16 protein-coding genes are annotated in these 17,137 nt (G+C 64.1%); 11 read left to right on the forward strand and 5 right to left on the reverse strand.

Annotation, left to right across the window (positions count from 1 at the left end; all coding sequences use genetic code 11):
• Positions 1 to 73: 73 nt before the first annotated feature.
• Complete coding sequence (locus tag IF809_RS01640) at positions 74 to 1,147, forward strand: tartrate dehydrogenase (protein WP_128967457.1); 1,074 nt, start codon at positions 74 to 76, stop codon at positions 1,145 to 1,147.
• 67 nt (positions 1,148 to 1,214) lie between these two features.
• Here IF809_RS01640 and IF809_RS01645 read toward each other — a convergent pair whose 3' ends face one another.
• From IF809_RS01645 to IF809_RS01660, 4 genes are read right to left on the reverse strand one after another with little or no spacing between them, the layout of a single operon-like run.
• Positions 1,215 to 2,288, reverse strand: coding sequence for a malate/lactate/ureidoglycolate dehydrogenase (locus IF809_RS01645; protein ID WP_128967456.1), 1,074 nt, complete (start codon positions 2,286 to 2,288; stop codon positions 1,215 to 1,217).
• 11 nt (positions 2,289 to 2,299) lie between these two features.
• Positions 2,300 to 3,211 carry an NAD(P)-dependent oxidoreductase gene (locus IF809_RS01650; protein WP_128967455.1) on the reverse strand — a complete coding sequence of 304 codons (912 nt, stop codon included), beginning with the start codon at positions 3,209 to 3,211 and terminating at the stop codon, positions 2,300 to 2,302.
• 12 nt (positions 3,212 to 3,223) lie between these two features.
• Positions 3,224 to 4,474, reverse strand: a complete 1,251-nt coding sequence (locus IF809_RS01655) for a Zn-dependent hydrolase (protein WP_128967454.1) — start codon at positions 4,472 to 4,474, stop codon at positions 3,224 to 3,226.
• Between the two features lie 32 nt (positions 4,475 to 4,506).
• The gene (locus IF809_RS01660) at positions 4,507 to 5,424 is read right to left on the reverse strand and encodes a LysR family transcriptional regulator (RefSeq protein WP_462836660.1); all 918 of its coding nucleotides are present in this window, start codon (positions 5,422 to 5,424) and stop codon (positions 4,507 to 4,509) included.
• A gap of 119 nt (positions 5,425 to 5,543) precedes the next feature.
• Between IF809_RS01660 and IF809_RS01665 the strand changes: the two genes are divergently transcribed.
• The 6 genes from IF809_RS01665 to IF809_RS01690 all read left to right on the forward strand — a co-directional run bounded on the left by IF809_RS01665 (position 5,544) and on the right by IF809_RS01690 (position 11,158).
• Positions 5,544 to 6,359: a putative hydro-lyase gene (locus IF809_RS01665; RefSeq protein WP_128967452.1), complete on the forward strand. Its 816-nt coding sequence runs from the start codon at positions 5,544 to 5,546 to the stop codon at positions 6,357 to 6,359.
• A 90-nt stretch (positions 6,360 to 6,449) separates the two neighbouring features.
• The gene (locus IF809_RS01670; protein WP_453979788.1) at positions 6,450 to 7,694 is read left to right on the forward strand and encodes an ABC transporter substrate-binding protein; all 1,245 of its coding nucleotides are present in this window, start codon (positions 6,450 to 6,452) and stop codon (positions 7,692 to 7,694) included.
• A 186-nt stretch (positions 7,695 to 7,880) separates the two neighbouring features.
• Entirely contained in the window at positions 7,881 to 8,759 is an 879-nt protein-coding gene (locus IF809_RS01675) for a branched-chain amino acid ABC transporter permease (RefSeq protein WP_092296099.1), read from the forward strand.
• Positions 8,759 to 9,742, forward strand: coding sequence for a branched-chain amino acid ABC transporter permease (locus IF809_RS01680; protein ID WP_453979787.1), 984 nt, complete (start codon positions 8,759 to 8,761; stop codon positions 9,740 to 9,742). Before IF809_RS01675 ends, IF809_RS01680 begins: the two co-directional genes overlap by 1 nt.
• On the forward strand, positions 9,739 to 10,470 hold the full coding sequence (locus IF809_RS01685) for an ABC transporter ATP-binding protein (RefSeq protein WP_128967449.1): 732 nt from the start codon (positions 9,739 to 9,741) through the stop codon (positions 10,468 to 10,470). Before IF809_RS01680 ends, IF809_RS01685 begins: the two co-directional genes overlap by 4 nt.
• Positions 10,454 to 11,158, forward strand: a complete 705-nt coding sequence (locus tag IF809_RS01690; RefSeq protein ID WP_128967448.1) for an ABC transporter ATP-binding protein — start codon at positions 10,454 to 10,456, stop codon at positions 11,156 to 11,158. Before IF809_RS01685 ends, IF809_RS01690 begins: the two co-directional genes overlap by 17 nt.
• 164 nt (positions 11,159 to 11,322) lie before the next feature.
• Here IF809_RS01690 and otnC read toward each other — a convergent pair whose 3' ends face one another.
• Entirely contained in the window at positions 11,323 to 12,009 is a 687-nt protein-coding gene (gene otnC, locus IF809_RS01695; protein ID WP_462836661.1) for a 3-oxo-tetronate 4-phosphate decarboxylase, read from the reverse strand.
• A gap of 105 nt (positions 12,010 to 12,114) precedes the next feature.
• On the opposite strand from otnC, the gene ltnD reads away from it, so the two are divergent.
• From ltnD to IF809_RS01715, 4 genes are all read left to right on the forward strand, one after another.
• On the forward strand, positions 12,115 to 13,032 hold the full coding sequence (gene ltnD, locus IF809_RS01700) for an L-threonate dehydrogenase (protein ID WP_128967446.1): 918 nt from the start codon (positions 12,115 to 12,117) through the stop codon (positions 13,030 to 13,032).
• Positions 13,033 to 13,045: 13 nt separating this feature from the next.
• A complete protein-coding gene (otnI, locus tag IF809_RS01705; protein ID WP_128967445.1) occupies positions 13,046 to 13,828 on the forward strand; it encodes a 2-oxo-tetronate isomerase in 783 nt (260 codons plus the stop codon).
• Positions 13,825 to 15,102, forward strand: a complete 1,278-nt coding sequence (gene otnK / locus IF809_RS01710) for a 3-oxo-tetronate kinase (RefSeq protein ID WP_462836662.1) — start codon at positions 13,825 to 13,827, stop codon at positions 15,100 to 15,102. Before otnI ends, otnK begins: the two co-directional genes overlap by 4 nt.
• Before the next feature lie 169 nt (positions 15,103 to 15,271).
• On the forward strand, positions 15,272 to 16,963 hold the full coding sequence (locus IF809_RS01715; protein WP_462836663.1) for a methyl-accepting chemotaxis protein: 1,692 nt from the start codon (positions 15,272 to 15,274) through the stop codon (positions 16,961 to 16,963).
• The last annotated feature ends 174 nt before the right edge of the window (positions 16,964 to 17,137 follow it).

A 17,137-nucleotide genomic window follows, 5' to 3' on the forward strand; every position in this document is an offset into this window, starting at 1 on the left:
CGCTGCCGCTGACTTTGGTCCATTGCAGTGCGGTCAAACGCGGCAGCTGCCGGATCAACCAGGGACGCTCCTAATGAGTAAGAAACAATACCGGATCGCAGTCATTCCCGGCGACGGCATCGGCAAGGAAGTGATGCCCGAAGGCCTGCGCGTTCTGGAGGCAGCCGCCAAGAAGCACGGCGTGTCCCTGCATTTCGATCATTTCGACTTCTCGTCGTGGGACTATTACGAGAAGCACGGCCAGATGATGCCGGACGACTGGAAAGAGAAGATCGGCAAGCACGACGCGATCTATTTCGGCGCGGTCGGCTGGCCGGCAAAGATTCCGGATCACGTCTCGCTGTGGGGCTCGCTGATCAAGTTCCGCCGCGAGTTCGACCAGTATGTGAACCTCCGTCCCGTGCGCTTGATGCCCGGTGTGCCGTCGCCATTGGCGAACCGCAAGCCCGGCGATATCGACTTCTGGGTGGTGCGCGAGAACACCGAAGGTGAATATTCCTCCGTCGGTGGCCGCATGTTCCCCGACACCGACCGCGAGTTCGTGACGCAGCAGACGGTGATGACCCGCATCGGCGTCGACCGCATCCTGAAGTTCGCCTTCGAGCTCGCGCAGTCGCGGCCGAAGAAGCATCTGACCTCGGCGACCAAGTCGAACGGCATCTCCATCACCATGCCCTATTGGGACGAGCGCGTGGAGGCGATGGCCAAGAAGTTTCCCGGCGTGAAGTGGGACAAGTACCACATCGACATCCTGACCGCGAATTTCGTCCTGCATCCGGACTGGTTCGACGTCGTGGTCGGCTCCAACCTGTTCGGTGATATCCTCTCCGACCTCGGACCCGCCTGCACGGGCACGATCGGCATCGCGCCGTCGGGCAACATCAATCCCGAGGGCGATTTCCCCTCGGTGTTCGAGCCGGTGCACGGCTCGGCGCCTGACATCGCGGGGCAGGGCATCGCCAACCCGATCGGTGCGATCTGGTCGGGCGCGATGATGCTCGAGCATCTCGGGGAGAAGGTCGCCGGCAAATCAATCGTCGAGGCGATCGAACGCACGCTGGCCGAGCGCACGCTGCGCACCAAGGATCTCGGCGGCAACGCCGACACCACGGCGTGCGGCAAGGCGGTGGCGGACATGGTCGACTAACGCAACCCAATAGACACGGCACCGTCCCGTTTACGGGACGGTGCCGTGTTATCTGCCGCGCTATTGTTCAGCCAGCGATCTTCTCGATCGCCGCCTGATCCAGCCCGAACTTCTTGCCGGCCTCGAGGATCTCCTGCCACGTGGTGGGATCGACCGGAATGCCTTCGGCAAGACGCTTCTTCTTGGTTTCGCGCTCGGGTTCGCCCGCGATCTTCACCTTGTCGACCCCCGGGGCGGGTGGCGAGCCGGTGTGCCAAGCGACGAAGCTCTCGACTTCGCGTGCGAGGTTTTCAGCGGTACCGAGCTTGGTCGGATCGATGACGATCGAGAGCATGCCGTTGAGGACGTTGTACTTGCCGTCGGACGGACCCTTGACCACCTGCCCGCCGGAGAGCGCGCCGCCGAGGATTTCGCATACCAGCGCGAGCCCCGAGCCCTTGTGCTCGCCGAACGGCAGGATGGCGCCATGCGGCGGGATCACGGTGTAGCGCGGATTGGTGGTGGGCTTGCCCTCGTTGTCGATGATGGTCCCGGGCTCGAGCTCAACGCCCTTGTTGTGAGCAACGCGCGTCTTGCCTTGCGCGATCCTGCTGGTTGCGAAGTCGAGCACGATCGGCTCCTTGCCCGCGCGCGGGATCCCGACGCAGAACGGGTTGGTGCCGTGGCGCGCATCGCTGCCGCCCCAGGGCGCCACGATCGGGCGCGAGATCACGTTGACGAAGTGGATCGAGACCAGCCCGTGGTCGATGCACTGCTCGGCCCAATGCCCGATGCGGCCGATATGGTGCGCGTTGGAGAGGCCGACGAGGCACACGCCGTTGCGCTTGGCGCGGTCAGCCGCCAGCTCCATCGCTTCATGGCCGATCACCTGGCCGTAGCCGGTGAGGCCGTCCAGAGTGAGGAGCGGACCGGTATCGAGCACGATCTTGACGTGCTGGTTCACCGCAAGGCCGCCGTTGACGACGCTCTGCACATAACGCGGGATCATGCCGACGCCGTGGGAGTCATGTCCCTTGAGATTGGCCTCGACGAGATTGGTGGACACCAGCTCGGCTTCGCGGTCCGAGGAGCCGCCAGCCTTGACGATGGCGCGGATGGCATTGGTGAGCGGTTCTGCCTTGATGGTGCGATAGTCGGCCATTGTTGTTGCTCTTATCCTTGCACGATCCGGCGGCAATGGACCCATGCTGCTTCAATCAGATTTTCGCTCGCCTCCGGCGTGCGGAATGCCGAATGAGCCGACAGCGTCACGTTCGGGATCTTCGTCAGCGGATGGTCAGCTGGCAACGGCTCGATGTTGAATACATCGAGGCCGGCGTGGCGGATATGACCCGACTTCAGCGCATCGATCATTGCCTGTTCATCGACGATCGCGCCGCGCGCGGTGTTGATGAGGACGACGCCCGGCTTCATCTTGGCGATCGTCTCGCGCGTGATCATGCCGCGGGTCTCGTCGTTGAGCAGAAGATGCAGCGACACCACGTCGCTCCGTGCCAGCAACGTGTCGAGGTCGGTGAATTCGACGCCAGGATGGCTCTTCGGCGAGCGGTTCCAGGCGATCACCTTCATGCCGCTGCCGGAGGCAATGCGCGCGACCTCGGCAGCGATACCGCCGAAACCGATCAAGCCGAGCGTCTTGCCGGTGAGCTGCATGCCATCCTCGCGCAGCCAGTTTCCGGCGCGCATCTCGCGGTCCATCATCGCGATGACGCGCGCCGAGGCCCACATCAGCGCAATCGCTGCTTCCGCCACCGCGGTGTCGCCGTAACCCTTGATCAGATGCACGGAGATGCCGAGTTCCGCGAGCTCCTCCGGGTTCATGTAGCTGCGCGCGCCGGTGCCGAGGAACACGACGTGCTTCAGGCCTGTGCACTTCCTGGCGATGTCGGTCGGAAGCGCCGTGTGATCGACGATCGCGATCTCGGCGCCGTCGAGGATTTCAGGATATTGCTCGGGCTTGATATCGGGATTCCGGTGGATCCGAACTTTGGGATCGTCAGGCTTCTGCAGCCGCTCCATGATCACGGCCAAGGCTTCGTTGGCGTCGACGAAAACTCCGCGCATGTCTGTCTCCGATCAGGACGCGACGCCGGCGATTGCCAGCACGGTGTGCATCAGCACGTTGGTGCCCGCGGCGCAGTCGCCCTGCGTGGCATCTTCCAGCTCGTTGTGGCTGATGCCGTCCTTGCACGGCACGAACACCATCGCAGCCGGCATGACGGTATTGAGATTGCAGGCGTCGTGGCCGGCGCCGGAGGTGATGCGGCGGGAGGAATAGCCAAGCGTCTTGGCCGCGTTCTCGACCGCTGCAATCAGCTTCGGATCGAAATGCGTCGGCGGCTTGCGCCAGACGAGATCAATCTTGACATCGACCTTGCGGCGCGCGGCGATCTCGGCAATCGCGGCGCGCAGGTCGCGGTCGAGCGCATCCATGATGGCGCCATCCGCGCTGCGGCAATCCATGGTGAAGGCGATCTCGCCGGGAATGACGTTGCGGGAGGGATTCGCGATCACGGCCTCGCCGATGGTGCCGACCGCGTTCGGCCCGTGCTTCCTCGCGATCGCCTCCATCGCCAGCACGATCTCGGAGAGCGTCGCCAGCGCATCGCGCCGCAGCGGCATTGGTGTCGAGCCCGCATGGCTTTCGAAGCCGGAAATCTTGCCGTCGTACCAGAGCACGCCTTGGCCGGAATCGACCACGCCGATGGTCTTGCCCTCGGCCTCCAGGATCGGGCCTTGCTCGATGTGCAGCTCGACGAAGCAGCCGAGCTTCTGGAAGCCGACCGGCTTGTCGCCGCGATAGCCGATGGCATCGAGCGCCTGGCCGACGGTCGTGCCCTCGATGTCCTTGCGCGACAGGATGTCGTTGGTGGTGAAGTCGCCGACGTAAGCGGCGGAGGCCATCATCGCGGGTGCGAAGCGCGAGCCTTCCTCGTTGGTCCAGTTGACGACGCAGATCGGCGCCTCGGTCTCGATGCCGGCGTCATTGAGCGTGCGGATCACTTCCAGCGCGCCAAGCGTTCCCAGAATGCCGTCGTACTTGCCGCCGGTCGGCTGGGTATCGAGGTGCGAACCGATGCCGACTGGCAGCTTCGACATGTCGCGGCCCTTGCGCAATCCGAACTGCGAGCCGAGCGCATCGACATGCACTTCAAGCCCCGCGTCCTCACAGGCTTTTCGGAACCAGTCACGAACCTGCTTGTCTTCGCTGCTGAGCGTCAGCCGCCTGACGCCACCCTTGGCCGTCCCCCCGAACTGCGCGGTCTCGTGGATGGATCCCCAGAGGCGGGCGGAATCGATTTGCAGGTTGGTGGCGGCTCGGCTCATGCGGTCGTTCTCTCTTTTGTCCGGCGCCTTTCTCAATGACGCGCCGCTGCGGCCGCGTCAACCGCGAGGCTGCTCTGCGCAATCTGCCGTGCAAGCTCGGCGACGCGCTCCACCGCGACGACGTCAGGCGAGGCGAGCCAGCTCGCGGTGAAGGTCAGCGGCGCGATGGCAAGATCGGTGTCGAGCAGCTGCAGCCGCCCGTCGGCGAGCTCGTTCTCGACGATGGCATCGGGTATCACGGCAATGCCGAGCCCCTCGACCGCCATGTGGATGACGGTGGCCAGCGAAGCGGACGCATGCAGGCGGATCGGCGGCAGCTCCGGCCGGTCGAACACCTCGCGCACGACCTCGTAAGGCTTGGTCTTGCGCGGAAAGGTGATGATCGGAAACCGCGCGAGATCGGACGGTGTTACCGGACCGTCGCCGAGTCCGAGTGACGGGCTCGCGAGAAAGCCGATCGGATAATCGGCGAGCACGCGGTTATGCACGCCGGAGGCCGATAGCGGCCCGACCACGAAGGCCAGCTCGATCTCCTGCGCAAGCAGCCGCGCGGTGAGGTTCGGCGTGATGTCGACCTCGATCTCCAGCGACAGGTTCGGGTAGACCTCGTTCACACTCTTCACCAGCCGCGGCAGCCAGGTGTGCACGATGGTTTCGGCAACGCCGAGCCGCATCACACCGCGCATCGCCGAACGGTCGCCGATCTCCGCCATCATCGCAGCGCGAAGGCCGATCAGTTTTTCCGCATAGACCATCATCTGACGTCCGCTCGGGGTGGGCGAAGCCACGCGATGATCGCGGTTCAGCAGCTTCACGCCCATCTCGCGTTCGAGCTGGGCGATGCGCTGGGAGATCGCCGGCTGGGTCGTATTGAGCCGTGACGCGGCGCCGCGGAAGCTGCCGAGCTTCACGACCCAGAGGAAGGTTTCGATCGATCTGAAGTCCAGCATTGGAAGGATTTTCCCGACCGATAAAATGGATTTATCGATATCGATTAGAAAGGAAGATTAGACTTTATAGCACGCTTGGTGTTGGCTGTCTTTGTCGAGTTTATAGGCAGGTCGATCGCATGACTGTTTTGGTGGCAGCGCAGCAAACTGAAACGCCCGACACGCTCCCCAGCCGAAAGGCGCGGCTCGCCTATCGCGGCGGCCAGGTCGGCTCGACCGCCGGTGTCGCCCCCGGCTTCGTCCAGGGCAATCTGGCGATCCTGCCGGCGGAATATGCCAGCGCCTTTCACCGCTTCTGCCAGCTCAATCCGAAACCGTGCCCGATCATCGGCATGTCCGATGTCGGCAGCCCGCACATTCCCGCGCTCGGCGCCGATCTCGACATTCGCACCGATGTGCCGCGCTACCGGGTCTGGCGCGATGGCGAAGTCGTCGACGAGCCGACCGACATCACCAGTCACTGGCGCGACGATCTCGTGACCTTCGTGCTCGGCTGCTCGTTCTCGTTTGAAGAAGCGCTGCTCGACGAGGGCATGCCGATCCGCCACATCGAGCAGAACGTGCGCGTGCCGATGTACCGCACCAACATCGCCTGCGGCGTGTCAGGTCCGTTCGCGGGACCGATGGTGGTTTCGATGCGCCCGTTCAAGCCTGCCGATGCGATCCGCGCGGTGCAGATCACCTCGCGCTATCCGGCCGTGCACGGCGCTCCCGTGCATCTCGGTCATCCGCATCTGATCGGCATCAAGGACATCGCCAAGCCCGACTATGGTGATCCCGTGCCTGTCGGCGATGACGAGATCCCGGTGTTCTGGGCCTGCGGCGTGACGCCGCAATCGGTGATCAATGCCGCAAAGCTTCCGTTCGCGATCACGCATTCGCCCGGCCTGATGCTGGTGACGGATCTTAAGAACAGGGCCATGGCCGTGATTTAGTGGGCAGCGTCTGCTGCTTCTTCGGGCTTTACCGCATCCGTCAATCGCTTCATTCGATCAGTCGAAATTCAGGAACAGGGGGACTTTGCCATGACAATCACTCGCCGCGACGTGCTGTTGGGAGCTACCGCCACTGCCGCGCTGGTGCCGCTCGCGGCGCGGGCCCAGACGTCCGAAGTCGTGATCGGCGTAATCTATCCGTTCTCCGGCGGCAGCGCCCAGCAGGGCGTCGACGCGCAGAAGGCCTACGAGACCGCGCTCGAGGTCATCAACAAGAGCACCGATTTCGACCTGCCGCTAGCGAAGGGCGAGGGCCTGCCCGGGCTCGGCGGCGCGAAGATCCGTCTTGTCTTCGCCGACCACCAGGCCGATCCGCAGAAGGGCCGCGCCGAAGCCGAGCGCCTGATCACGCAGGAGAAGGTCTGCGCCATCATCGGCACTTATCAGAGCGCGGTCGCCGTCACCGTCAGCCAGATCTGCGAGCGCTACCAGGTCCCGTTCGTATCCGCCGACAATTCCTCGCCCAGCCTGCATCGCCGCGGCCTGAAATATTACTTCCGTGCCGCCCCGCATGACGAGATGTACTCGGCGGCGATGTTCGACTTCTTCGATGCGATGAAGAAGAAGGGTACCAAGATCGAGACGCTGTCGCTGTTCCACGAGGATACGATCTTCGGCACCGATTCCGCCAATGCCCAGACCAAGATCGCCAGCGAACGCGGCTACAAGATCGTCAGCGACATCAAGTATCGCGCCAATTCGCCGTCGCTCTCGGCCGAGGTGCAGCAGCTCAAGACGGCCAACGCGGACGTGCTGATGCCCTCGAGCTACACCACCGACGGCATTTTGCTGGTCAAGACCATGGCCGAGCTCGGCTACAAGCCGAATGCGATCGTGGCACAGGATGCCGGCTTCTCCGAGAAGGCGCTCTATGACGCCGTCGGCGACAAGCTCGAAGGCGTGATCTCGCGTGGCACCTTCTCGCTCGACCTTGCTCAGAAGCGCCCGATGGTCGGCAAGATCAACGACATGTTCAAGGCGCGCTCGGGCAAGGATTTCAACGACCTCACCTCGCGCCAGTTCATGGGCCTGATCATCCTCGCCGACGCCATCAACCGTGCCAAGTCGACCGACGGCGAGAAGATCCGCGACGCCCTTGCCGCCACCGACATCCCGGGCGAGCAGACCATCATGCCCTGGAAGCGCGTCAAGTTCGACGAGATGGGCCAGAACAACGACGCCGACCCGGTGCTGCTGCAATATGTCGGCGGCAAGTTCGTCACCATCTTCCCGCCGCAGGCGGCAATCGCGGAAGCGATCTGGCCGATGAAGTAAGGGTTGGCGCTGTGGGAAGCAAGCTGCTCCCACATCGTCATTGCGAGGAGCCCGCGACAAAATTGCGCAGCAATTTTGCGCTGGCGACGAAGCAATCCAGACTGCTTCCCTGGAAACATTTCTGGATTGCTTCGCTGCGCTCGCAATGACGAAACCTGTCGTGGCGTTTCGAACGGGGGACCAGAATTGACAGCCCAAGCCATTATCCAAAGTCTTGCGAGCGGCCTCCTCATGGGCCTGCTCTACGGGTTGATCGCGGTCGGCCTTGCGCTGATCTTCGGCCTGATGGACGTCACGAACTTCGCCCATGGCGAGTTCCTGATGATCGCGATGTACGTGTCGTTCTTCCTGTTCACGTTCTTCGCCATCGACCCCTTGCTCTCTGCGCCGCTGGTCGCTGCGGCGATGTTCGTATTCGGAGCGGTGATCTATCTCCTGATCGTACGCTTTGCCATGCGGGCCAAGACCAATGCCGGCATGGTGCAGATCTTCACCACGTTCGGCCTCGCCATCGTCTTGCGCGGCCTGGCGCAGTTCTTCTTCACGCCGGATTATCGCAGCATCCCGCAGTCCTGGCTCGGTGGCAAAACCATCTCGTTCGCCGGAATCTTCCTGCCGGAGCCGCAGCTGGTCGGTGCGCTGGTCTCCATCGCAGCCTTCGCCGGGCTCTATTTCTTCATCCACCGCACTGACTTCGGCCGTGCGCTGGAGGCCACCCGCGAGGATCCCGGCGCGGTCGCGCTGGTCGGCATCGACAAGAACCGCGTATTCGCATTCGGCTGGGGCCTTGGCGCCGGGCTGGTCGGTCTCGCCGGCGCGATCATGGCGGTGTTCTTCTACATTTATCCGGATGTCGGTGCGTCCTTTGCGCTGATCGCCTATGTCACGGTAGCGCTCGGCGGCTTCGGTAGCGTGTTCGGGGCCTTCGCAGGCGGCATCATCGTCGGCCTGGTCGAGGCGATGACCGCTTTGATGCTGCCACCTTCGCTGAAGTCGGTCGGCATCTATGCTGTTTACCTGCTCGTCGTCTTCATCCGGCCGCGTGGCCTGTTCGGGTCGATGTGATGGACAACAATTTTGCCGCGCGGCGTCGCCGCGATCTCGTCATCGCCGCGGTGCTGGCTGCGCTGGCCGCCCTCGCGCCGCTGTTCGTCAAGGATGTCTACGTCCAGAACATCCTGATCCTGACCCTGATGTATGCGGCGCTGTCGCAGAGCTGGAACATCCTCTCCGGCTATTGCGGGCAGATCTCGCTCGGACATGCGCTCTATTTCGGCATCGGCGCCTACACCACCGAGCTCCTGTTCACCAAGTTCGGCGTGTTGCCCTGGTTCGGCATGCTCGCCGGCGGCATGATCGCGGCCGTCATCGCGATGGGGCTCGGCTACCCCTTCTTCCGCCTGCGCGGCCATTACTTCGTCATTGCGACCATCGTCATTGCGGAGATCGGCTTGCTGCTGTTCCAGAACTGGGAGTGGGCGGGGGCAGCGATGGGCATCACCATTCCCGTGCGCGGCGATAGCTGGTTGAAATTCCAGTTCCTGCGCAGCAAGTTGCCGTACTTCTATTTCGCGCTGGCGCTGTGCTGCCTCGCCTGGTTCGTCACCTGGTGGCTGGAAGACTCCAAATGGGGTTTCTGGTGGCGCGCGGTGAAGGACAATCCGGAGGCGGCCGAGAGCCTCGGCGTCGTCGTGTTCAATTCCAAGATGGGCGCGGCCGCGGTCTCAGCCTTTCTCGTCGCCATCGGCGGCGCCTTCTATGCGCAGTTCCTCGCCTATATCGATCCCGAGAGCGTGATGGGCTTCCAGTTCTCGCTTCTGATGGCGCTGCCGGCCGTGCTCGGCGGCATCGGCACCCTCTGGGGGCCGGTGCTAGGGGCAGCCATCCTGATCCCGATGACCGAGCTGACGCGCTCCTTCATCGGCGGTTCCGGGCGCGGCGTCGATCTGATCGTCTACGGCACGCTGATCGTCTTGATCGCGCTGGCCTTGCCGCAAGGGTTGGTCAGCTTGTTCTCCCGCTCTAAAGCCAAGGGAGCCACACGATGACCGCGCTCCTTGAAACCCGCGGCGTCTGGCAGCGCTTCGGCGGCCTTATCGCCAATAGCGATGTCTCGATCTCGGTCGGTCGCGGCGAGATCGTCGGGCTGATCGGCCCGAACGGCGCCGGCAAATCGACGCTGTTCAATCTGATCGCCGGCGTCCTGCCGCCGACGCAAGGCTCGATCTGGTTCGACGGCGAGGATGTCACCCACATGCCGGCGGCCGAGCGTTGCCAGCGCGGGGTGGGGCGCACCTTCCAGGTGGTCAAGAGCTTCGAGACCATGACCGTCATCGACAACGTCATCGTCGGCGCACTCGTGCGCAACACCGTGATGCGCGAGGCGCGCCGCAAGGCGTACGAGGTGCTCGAGTTTACTGGCCTCGCCGCGCGCGCCGACGTGCTTGCAAGCGATCTCGTCCCGGCCGAGAAGCGCCGCCTCGAGGTCGCCCGAGCGCTCGCGACCGAACCGAAATTGCTGCTGCTCGACGAAGTCCTCACCGGCCTGACGCCGACCGAGGCGCAGACCGGCGTGGCGCTGGTGCGCAAGGTGCGCGATGCCGGCATCACCGTGCTGATGGTCGAACACGTCATGGAGATCGTGATGCCGCTGGTCGATCGCGCCATCGTGCTCGACCTCGGCAAGGTGCTCGTCGAGGGCAAGCCCACGGAGGTCGTCCGCGATCCCAAGGTGATCAAGGCATATCTGGGAGATCGTCATGCTGTCAGTGCATGAAATCACGACCGCCTATCAGGGCCTGGTCGCGATCTCCGCGGTCAGCATCGAAGTCACCAAGGGCGAGATCGTCTGTGTCGCCGGTGCCAACGGTGCCGGCAAGTCGACGCTGCTGAAGTCGATCGCCGGCGCCGAGCGTCCGCGCTCGGGTACCGTGACCTTCGATGGCAAGCGGCTCAACGGCATGGCGCAGCACCACATCACGGCGGCGGGCATCGCCTATGTGCCGGAGAACCGCCGCCTGTTTCCGCGCCTGTCGGTGCGCGACAATCTGCGCCTCGGCAGCTATCTCTATCGCGGCGAGGCCGATCGCGAGGGACCGCTGGAGCTCGTCTTCAAGCTGTTCCCGCGTCTGTCCGAGCGGCTCGATCAGCGCGCCGAGACGCTCTCCGGCGGCGAGCAGCAGATGCTCGCGATCGGCCGCGCGCTGATGACGCGCCCGCGGCTCCTGATGCTCGACGAGCCCTCGCAGGGCATCATGCCCAAGCTCGTCGACGAGATCTTCCAGGCGGTGAAGCTGATCCGCGACTCCGGCATGACCGTGCTGATCGTCGAGCAGCGCATGGCCGAGTGCCTCGAGATCGCCGATCGCGCCTACATCCTGCAAACCGGCCGCGTGCTGATGCAGGGCCCGGCCGCGGAGATCAAGGGCAATCCAGATGTAAGGAAGGCGTATCTGGGGCTGTAGCCGCTACAGCTGTCTCCGCGAGCGCTGCCGTCATCCTGAGGTGCGCGCTCTTGCGCGCCTCGAAGGATGAGCCGCAAGCCGCCTGTAGCCCATCCTTCGAGGCTCCCCATGGGACGCGTCGCGTCCCATGCCTCGCACCTCAGGATGACGACGGAGTTTGCGGCTCAATGCCGATGCCCATGCTCCGGCAGCGTCAGCCCGAACACCTTCACCAGATCCTTCACCTGCTCCGGCGAAAGATAGCGCGGGTTCATCCCGCGCAGCAGCAGATACAGCTTCGCCGTCTCCTCCAGCTCTTCCGTCGCGAACACCGCCGCTTCCAGCGTGTCGCCGGTGACGACAGGGCCGTGATTGGCGAGCAGCACGGATGAATATCTCCCTGCCAATCCCTTGATCGCGTCCACAACCGCGGGGTCGCCAGGGTGGTAATAGGGCACGAGTGCAGTCGCGCCGCACTTCATCAGGTAATAGGCCGTCATCGGCGGCAGCGCCGCGCGCGGGTCGATCTCGGGCAGCATCGAAAGCGCGACCGAATGCGTCGAATGGAGATGCACGATCGCCCTCGCACTTTCGCGCGTATCGTAGAGTGCGGTATGCAGCGGAACTTCCTTGGTCGGCGCATCGCCCGACATCAGCCGGCCCTGTTCGTCCAGCCGCGATAATTTTGCGGGATCGAGGAAACCGAGCGAGGCGTTGGTCGGCGTCACCAGCCAGCCACCGCCATCCAGCCTGACGCTGATATTGCCGGAGGAGCCCGGCGTCAGCCCGCGCTCGAACAGGGACCGTCCGAACCGGCAGATATCCTCGCGCAGCCTTGTCTCGTTGCTCGTTTCAGTTTTCATGGCCGTCATGTCCGCTTGTCTCACGCTTTGGCAGCGCGGCCAAGCCGTGTTATTCGAGATCGCGAGCCGCCGCAAAGGCCGGCCGTCCAGGAAACGTTCGCAAGGGTTAGTTGCATGTCCGCCTCCACCTCACAAAACCAGCGCATCGCCGTCATCGGGCTTGGCTCGATGGGATATGGCATGGCGACATCGCTGAAGCGCGCCGGCCATTCCGTCACCGGCTGTGACGTTTCGGCGGACGCTGTGGCGCGTTTCGTGAAGGAAGGCGGCGCCGGCGCGAAGACGCCGGCCGAAGCCTCAAAGGATGCCGACATCGTCGTCAGCGTCGTCGTCAATGCCGCCCAGACCGAAGCGATCCTGTTCGGGAAAGACGGTGTCGCGGAGACCTTTCCGAAGGACGGTGTCTTCATCTCATCCGCCACCATGGATCCCGACGTGGCCCGGCGCCTGGCGAAACAGTTGGAAACGACCGGCAGGCATTACCTCGATGCGCCGATCTCCGGCGGGGCGCAGCGGGCGGCCCAAGGCGAGCTGACGATCCTCGCGTCCGGCAGCCCGGCTGCTTTTGCAAAGGCGCGGCCCGCGCTCGATGCCATGGCGGCGAAGCTCTACGAGCTCGGCGATGCGGCCGGGCAGGGCGCCGCCTTCAAGATGATCAACCAATTGCTGGCCGGCGTGCACATCGCCGCCGCCAGCGAGGCGATGGCGTTCGCGGCCAAGCAGGGCCTCGACATCCGCAAGGTCTATGAGGTGATCACGGCGTCCGCCGGCAATTCCTGGATGTTCGAGAACCGCATGCCGCACGTGCTCGACGGCGACTACACGCCCCGCAGCGCAGTGGAGATCTTCGTCAAGGACCTCGGCATCATCCAGGACATGGCGCGCAGCGCTCGATTCCCGGTGCCGGTCTCTGCGGCAGCGCTCCAGATGTTCCTGATGACGTCAGCCGCCGGCATGGGCCGCGACGACGATGCGTCGGTGGCGCGGATGTATGCGCAGGTCACCGGCGTCAAGCTTCCCGGCGACAAGTAGGAGAGGATCCGCAATGCCCCGTTTCGCCGCCAACCTCTCGATGATGTTCACCGAGGTGCCGTTCCTCGATCGCTTCGATGCCGCTGCCCAAGCCGGATTCACCGCGGTCGAATTTCTCTTCCCCTACGAGCATCCGGTGGAAGCCGTCGGCGAGCGGCTCCAGCGCAATGGCCTCACCCAGGCCCTGTTCAATTTGCCGCCGGGCGACTGGAATGCCGGGGAGAAGGGTTTTGCTGCGCTGCCTTCGCGCTTCTCCGATCTCAAGGCGAGCCTGGATACGGCGCTGCCCTATGCCAAGGTGACCGGCGTCAAGCGCCTGCATTTGATGGCCGGAATCGCCAATCGCGGTGAGCGCCTCGCGATCGAGGCGTTCTACAAGTCGGTGGCCTGGACCGCGGAATTCTTCGCGCCGCACGGGATCGACGTGGTGATTGAGCCGATCAACGCGCGCAACGTGCCCGGCTACTTCCTCAACGATTTCGGCTTCGCCCGCGACCTGATCCAGGAGTTGCGGCTTCCGAACCTGAAGCTCCAGTTCGACATCTATCATTGCCAGATCATCCACGGCGACGTCACCATGCGACTGCGCGAGATGATGCCGATCATCGGCCATGTCCAGATCGCCAGCATTCCTTCGCGCAACGAGCCCGATGGCGAGGAGCTGAACTATCCGTTCCTGTTCGACGAACTCGACCGGCTCGGCTATGCCGGCTTCGTCGGCTGCGAATACAATCCGCGCGGCAAGACCAATGATGGTCTTGCCTGGTTCAAGCCCTATGCGGGAGTGAAACCGTGACTCTTGCCCTGGGCTGCATCGCCGACGATTACACCGGCGCCTCCGATCTCGCCAACACGCTGACCCGCGCGGGCCTGCGTACCGTCCAGACTATCGGCGTGCCGGCCGACGATCTTGCGCTGCCTGAAGTTGATGCCGTCGTGGTGTCGCTGAAGAGCCGGTCGATCGAGCCCGGCCTTGCGGTGTCGCGCTCGCGGGCAGCGGAAAAATGGTTGCGCGGCCGCAGCGCGAGTCACGTGCTGTTCAAGATTTGCTCGACCTTCGATTCCACGGATGCCGGTAACATCGGCCCTGTCATGGACGCGCTGCGCGCGGATTGCGGCGAGGCCGTCGTGCTGGTCACGCCGGCCTTTCCCGAGACCGGCCGCACCGTCTATCAGGGCAATCTCTTCGTCGGCGCCGTGCCGCTGAACGAGAGCCCGCTGAAGGACCATCCGCTCAATCCCATGCACGATTCCAACCTGGTGCGCGTGCTGACGCGCCAGAGCCGGACGCAAGTGGGCCTCGTCGACCTCGCCACCGTCACGCGCGGCGCGGACGCCGTGCGCGCACGGCTCGCCGAACTCGCGGGCAAGGGCATCGGTGCGGCCGTCATCGATGCCGTGTTCGACCGCGATCTCGAGACCATCAGCCTCGTCGCCGCAGAGCATCGGCTGTCGGTCGGCGCCTCCGGCATCGGCCTCGGCCTGGCGCGGGCGCTGGTCTCGACGGGCAAGGTCAAACCGGCTTCGGCGAGCAGTGACGCGGGCGCCGTCGTTGGCGGACCTGCGGCCTGCCTTGCCGGAAGCTGCTCGCAGGCGACGCTTCAGCAGATCGCCAATGCCGAGCGCGCCATGCCGGTTCTTCATCTCGACCCGGAGCAAATTGTCGCGGGCACAAGCGAGACCGAGCGTGCGCTCGCTTGGGCGCGACCGCGGCTTGCCGACGGTCCGGTACTGATCGCTTCGAGCGCGACGCCTGAAGCTGTCGCCGCCGTTCAGGCGCGCCACGGCCGCGATGCCGCCGGCCATGCGATCGAGCAGGCCATGGCGGACATCGCCGAAGGCCTGGCGGGCGCCGGCGTGCGCCGTTTGGTCGTCGCGGGGGGCGAGACCTCGGGCGCCGTGGTCGACCGGTTGAAGATTCCCGGATTTCTCGTGGGGGTAGAAATCGCCCCGGGGGTTCCGGTGCTGCGCGCGGTTGGCGCTGAGAAAGGCGGCATGTTGCTCGCCCTCAAATCAGGCAATTTCGGCGGCGTGGAGTTTTTCACCGATGCGCTTGGGCTCATGCGCTAAGCGCAGAGCGTTCTTAGCTGCCTGTTCACTTCTTTGAGGCTTCGTACTCGTACGGGGTCGTAGTTAACATCTTCACAGGTGCTCTGGTGCAGGATGTCGGTGCTGCTCCCTTTGGTTGATTCGCAAGACCTTTCGGACGCACATCGCGCCAACACAAAGAGACCGTATTATGCTCGCTTCGATTTCCATCCGCGCCAAGATCATCAGCGTCGTGGCGTTCCTGCTGCTCGCCATGACCGGTATGGGTCTGCTCGCCGTCGCGAAGATGCGGTCGATGAATGCAAACACCGTCGACATCACCACGAACTGGATGCCGAGTGTGCGCGTGCTGGGCGAACTCCGGGCGAGCGTCATCACCTACCGCAACGTGGTCCGCCAGCACATGTTGTCCGAGACGCTGGAGGACAAGCTCACCGTCGAAAAGACGGCGGCGACCGTGATCGAGGCGCTTGCCAAGATCCGCAGCCGCTACGAGACGATGATCACTTCGCCGGAGGAGCGGGCGCTGTACGGCCAATGGGCAAAGCTCTGGGACGACTATAAAAAGGGCACCGAGGAGGTGATGGCGCTCTCGCGCAAGGAGGCCGGCAAGGTCCCGCACGAAGCCCAGGAACTGAACTTCAAAACGGTCAACAAGATCAGCCTCGCGGCGGATGAGGTTCTTACGAAGGATATCGAGCTCAACACGAGGGGTGGTGACGAAGCTGCGCAGGCTGCAGCCGACAGTTATTCCTTCGCGTTCATGCTGGTCTCGATCATCCTCGCTGCTGCCGTCGTCATCGGCATCGGCGTCGGCTTCTACCTCGTCCAAGACGTGTCGAGCGGGATCAACTCCATCATCGAGCCGATGCAGGCGCTCGGCAAGGGCGACCTGTCAGCCGAAGTCCCGCATCGCGGCGAGAAGACCGAGATCGGCGCCATGGCCGACGTACTCCAGATCTTCAAGGACGCGCTGATCGCCAAGAAGGCTGCCGACGAAGCCGCGGCCGCGGACGCTGAAGCCAAGATCGAGCGTGGCCGCCGCGTCGACAACATCACCCGCGAATTCGAAACCATGATCGGGGAGATCGTCCAGACCGTGTCGTCGGCCTCCACGCAGCTCGAGGCCTCCGCCTCGACGCTGACGTCAACTGCCGACCGCTCGCAGCGGCTGGCGACCACCGTTGCCGGCGCGTCGGAGGAAGCTTCGACCAACGTGCAGTCGGTGGCTTCGGCGACCGAAGAGATGGCCTCCTCGGTCGGCGAGATCAGCCGCCAAGTACAGGAATCGGCGCGGATGGCCGGCGACGCCGTCGGCCAGGCGCGTGCGACCACCGAGCGCGTCAGCGAGCTGTCGAAGGCGGCATCGCGCATCGGGGACGTCGTCGAGCTGATCAACACCATCGCCGGCCAGACCAATCTCCTGGCGCTGAACGCAACCATCGAGGCGGCCCGTGCCGGTGAGGCCGGCCGCGGCTTCGCGGTTGTTGCCTCCGAGGTGAAGGCGCTTGCCGAGCAGACTGCAAAGGCGACCGGCGAGATCGGCCAGCAGATCTCCAGCATACAGGCGGCGACCAACGACTCGGTCGGCGCGATCAAGGAGATCTCCTCGACCATCGAGCGGCTTTCGGAAATCTCCTCGGCCATCGCGGCCGCGGTGGAGGAGCAGGGTGCTGCGACTCAGGAAATCGCCCGCAACGTGCAGCAGGCGGCCCACGGCACACAGCAGGTCTCTTCCAACATCACGGACGTGCAGCGCGGCGCGACCGAGACCGGCACGGCTTCCTCGCAGGTGTTGTCGGCGGCCCAGATGCTCTCGAACGATTCGAACCGGCTCAAGACCGAGGTCGGAAGATTCCTGACCAACGTCCGCGCTGCGTAAGCGGCAGCGGCGATATATCTCACGCAAGAGCGGCGCCGCTGGTGCCGCTCTTTTTCTATTCGTGGCCGGTAACATGATGTCGCTGCAGGTAGCATCGTGAGGCCCTCCGTAAACTTACGTAGGTCCGGTTTTCATCATTAGTTAAATTCGCTTTACGAGAATCGCGTCAGACGA

This window comes from Bradyrhizobium sp. UFLA06-24, from assembly GCF_054967145.1.

Excerpts from the sequence above, each read along its gene's own strand:
- IF809_RS01640 (WP_128967457.1), top strand. The coding sequence starts at position 74 with ATGAGTAAGAAACAATACCGGATCGCAGTCATTCCCGGCGACGGCATC.
- IF809_RS01645 (WP_128967456.1), bottom strand. The coding sequence starts at position 2,288 with ATGGCCGACTATCGCACCATCAAGGCAGAACCGCTCACCAATGCCATC.
- IF809_RS01650 (WP_128967455.1), bottom strand. The coding sequence starts at position 3,211 with ATGCGCGGAGTTTTCGTCGACGCCAACGAAGCCTTGGCCGTGATCATG.
- IF809_RS01655 (WP_128967454.1), bottom strand. The coding sequence starts at position 4,474 with ATGAGCCGAGCCGCCACCAACCTGCAAATCGATTCCGCCCGCCTCTGG.
- IF809_RS01660 (WP_462836660.1), bottom strand. The coding sequence starts at position 5,424 with ATGCTGGACTTCAGATCGATCGAAACCTTCCTCTGGGTCGTGAAGCTC.
- IF809_RS01665 (WP_128967452.1), top strand. The coding sequence starts at position 5,544 with ATGACTGTTTTGGTGGCAGCGCAGCAAACTGAAACGCCCGACACGCTC.
- IF809_RS01670 (WP_453979788.1), top strand. The coding sequence starts at position 6,450 with ATGACAATCACTCGCCGCGACGTGCTGTTGGGAGCTACCGCCACTGCC.
- IF809_RS01680 (WP_453979787.1), top strand. The coding sequence starts at position 8,759 with ATGGACAACAATTTTGCCGCGCGGCGTCGCCGCGATCTCGTCATCGCC.
- IF809_RS01685 (WP_128967449.1), top strand. The coding sequence starts at position 9,739 with ATGACCGCGCTCCTTGAAACCCGCGGCGTCTGGCAGCGCTTCGGCGGC.
- IF809_RS01690 (WP_128967448.1), top strand. The coding sequence starts at position 10,454 with ATGCTGTCAGTGCATGAAATCACGACCGCCTATCAGGGCCTGGTCGCG.
- otnC (WP_462836661.1), bottom strand. The coding sequence starts at position 12,009 with ATGACGGCCATGAAAACTGAAACGAGCAACGAGACAAGGCTGCGCGAG.
- ltnD (WP_128967446.1), top strand. The coding sequence starts at position 12,115 with ATGTCCGCCTCCACCTCACAAAACCAGCGCATCGCCGTCATCGGGCTT.
- otnI (WP_128967445.1), top strand. The coding sequence starts at position 13,046 with ATGCCCCGTTTCGCCGCCAACCTCTCGATGATGTTCACCGAGGTGCCG.
- IF809_RS01715 (WP_462836663.1), top strand. The coding sequence starts at position 15,272 with ATGCTCGCTTCGATTTCCATCCGCGCCAAGATCATCAGCGTCGTGGCG.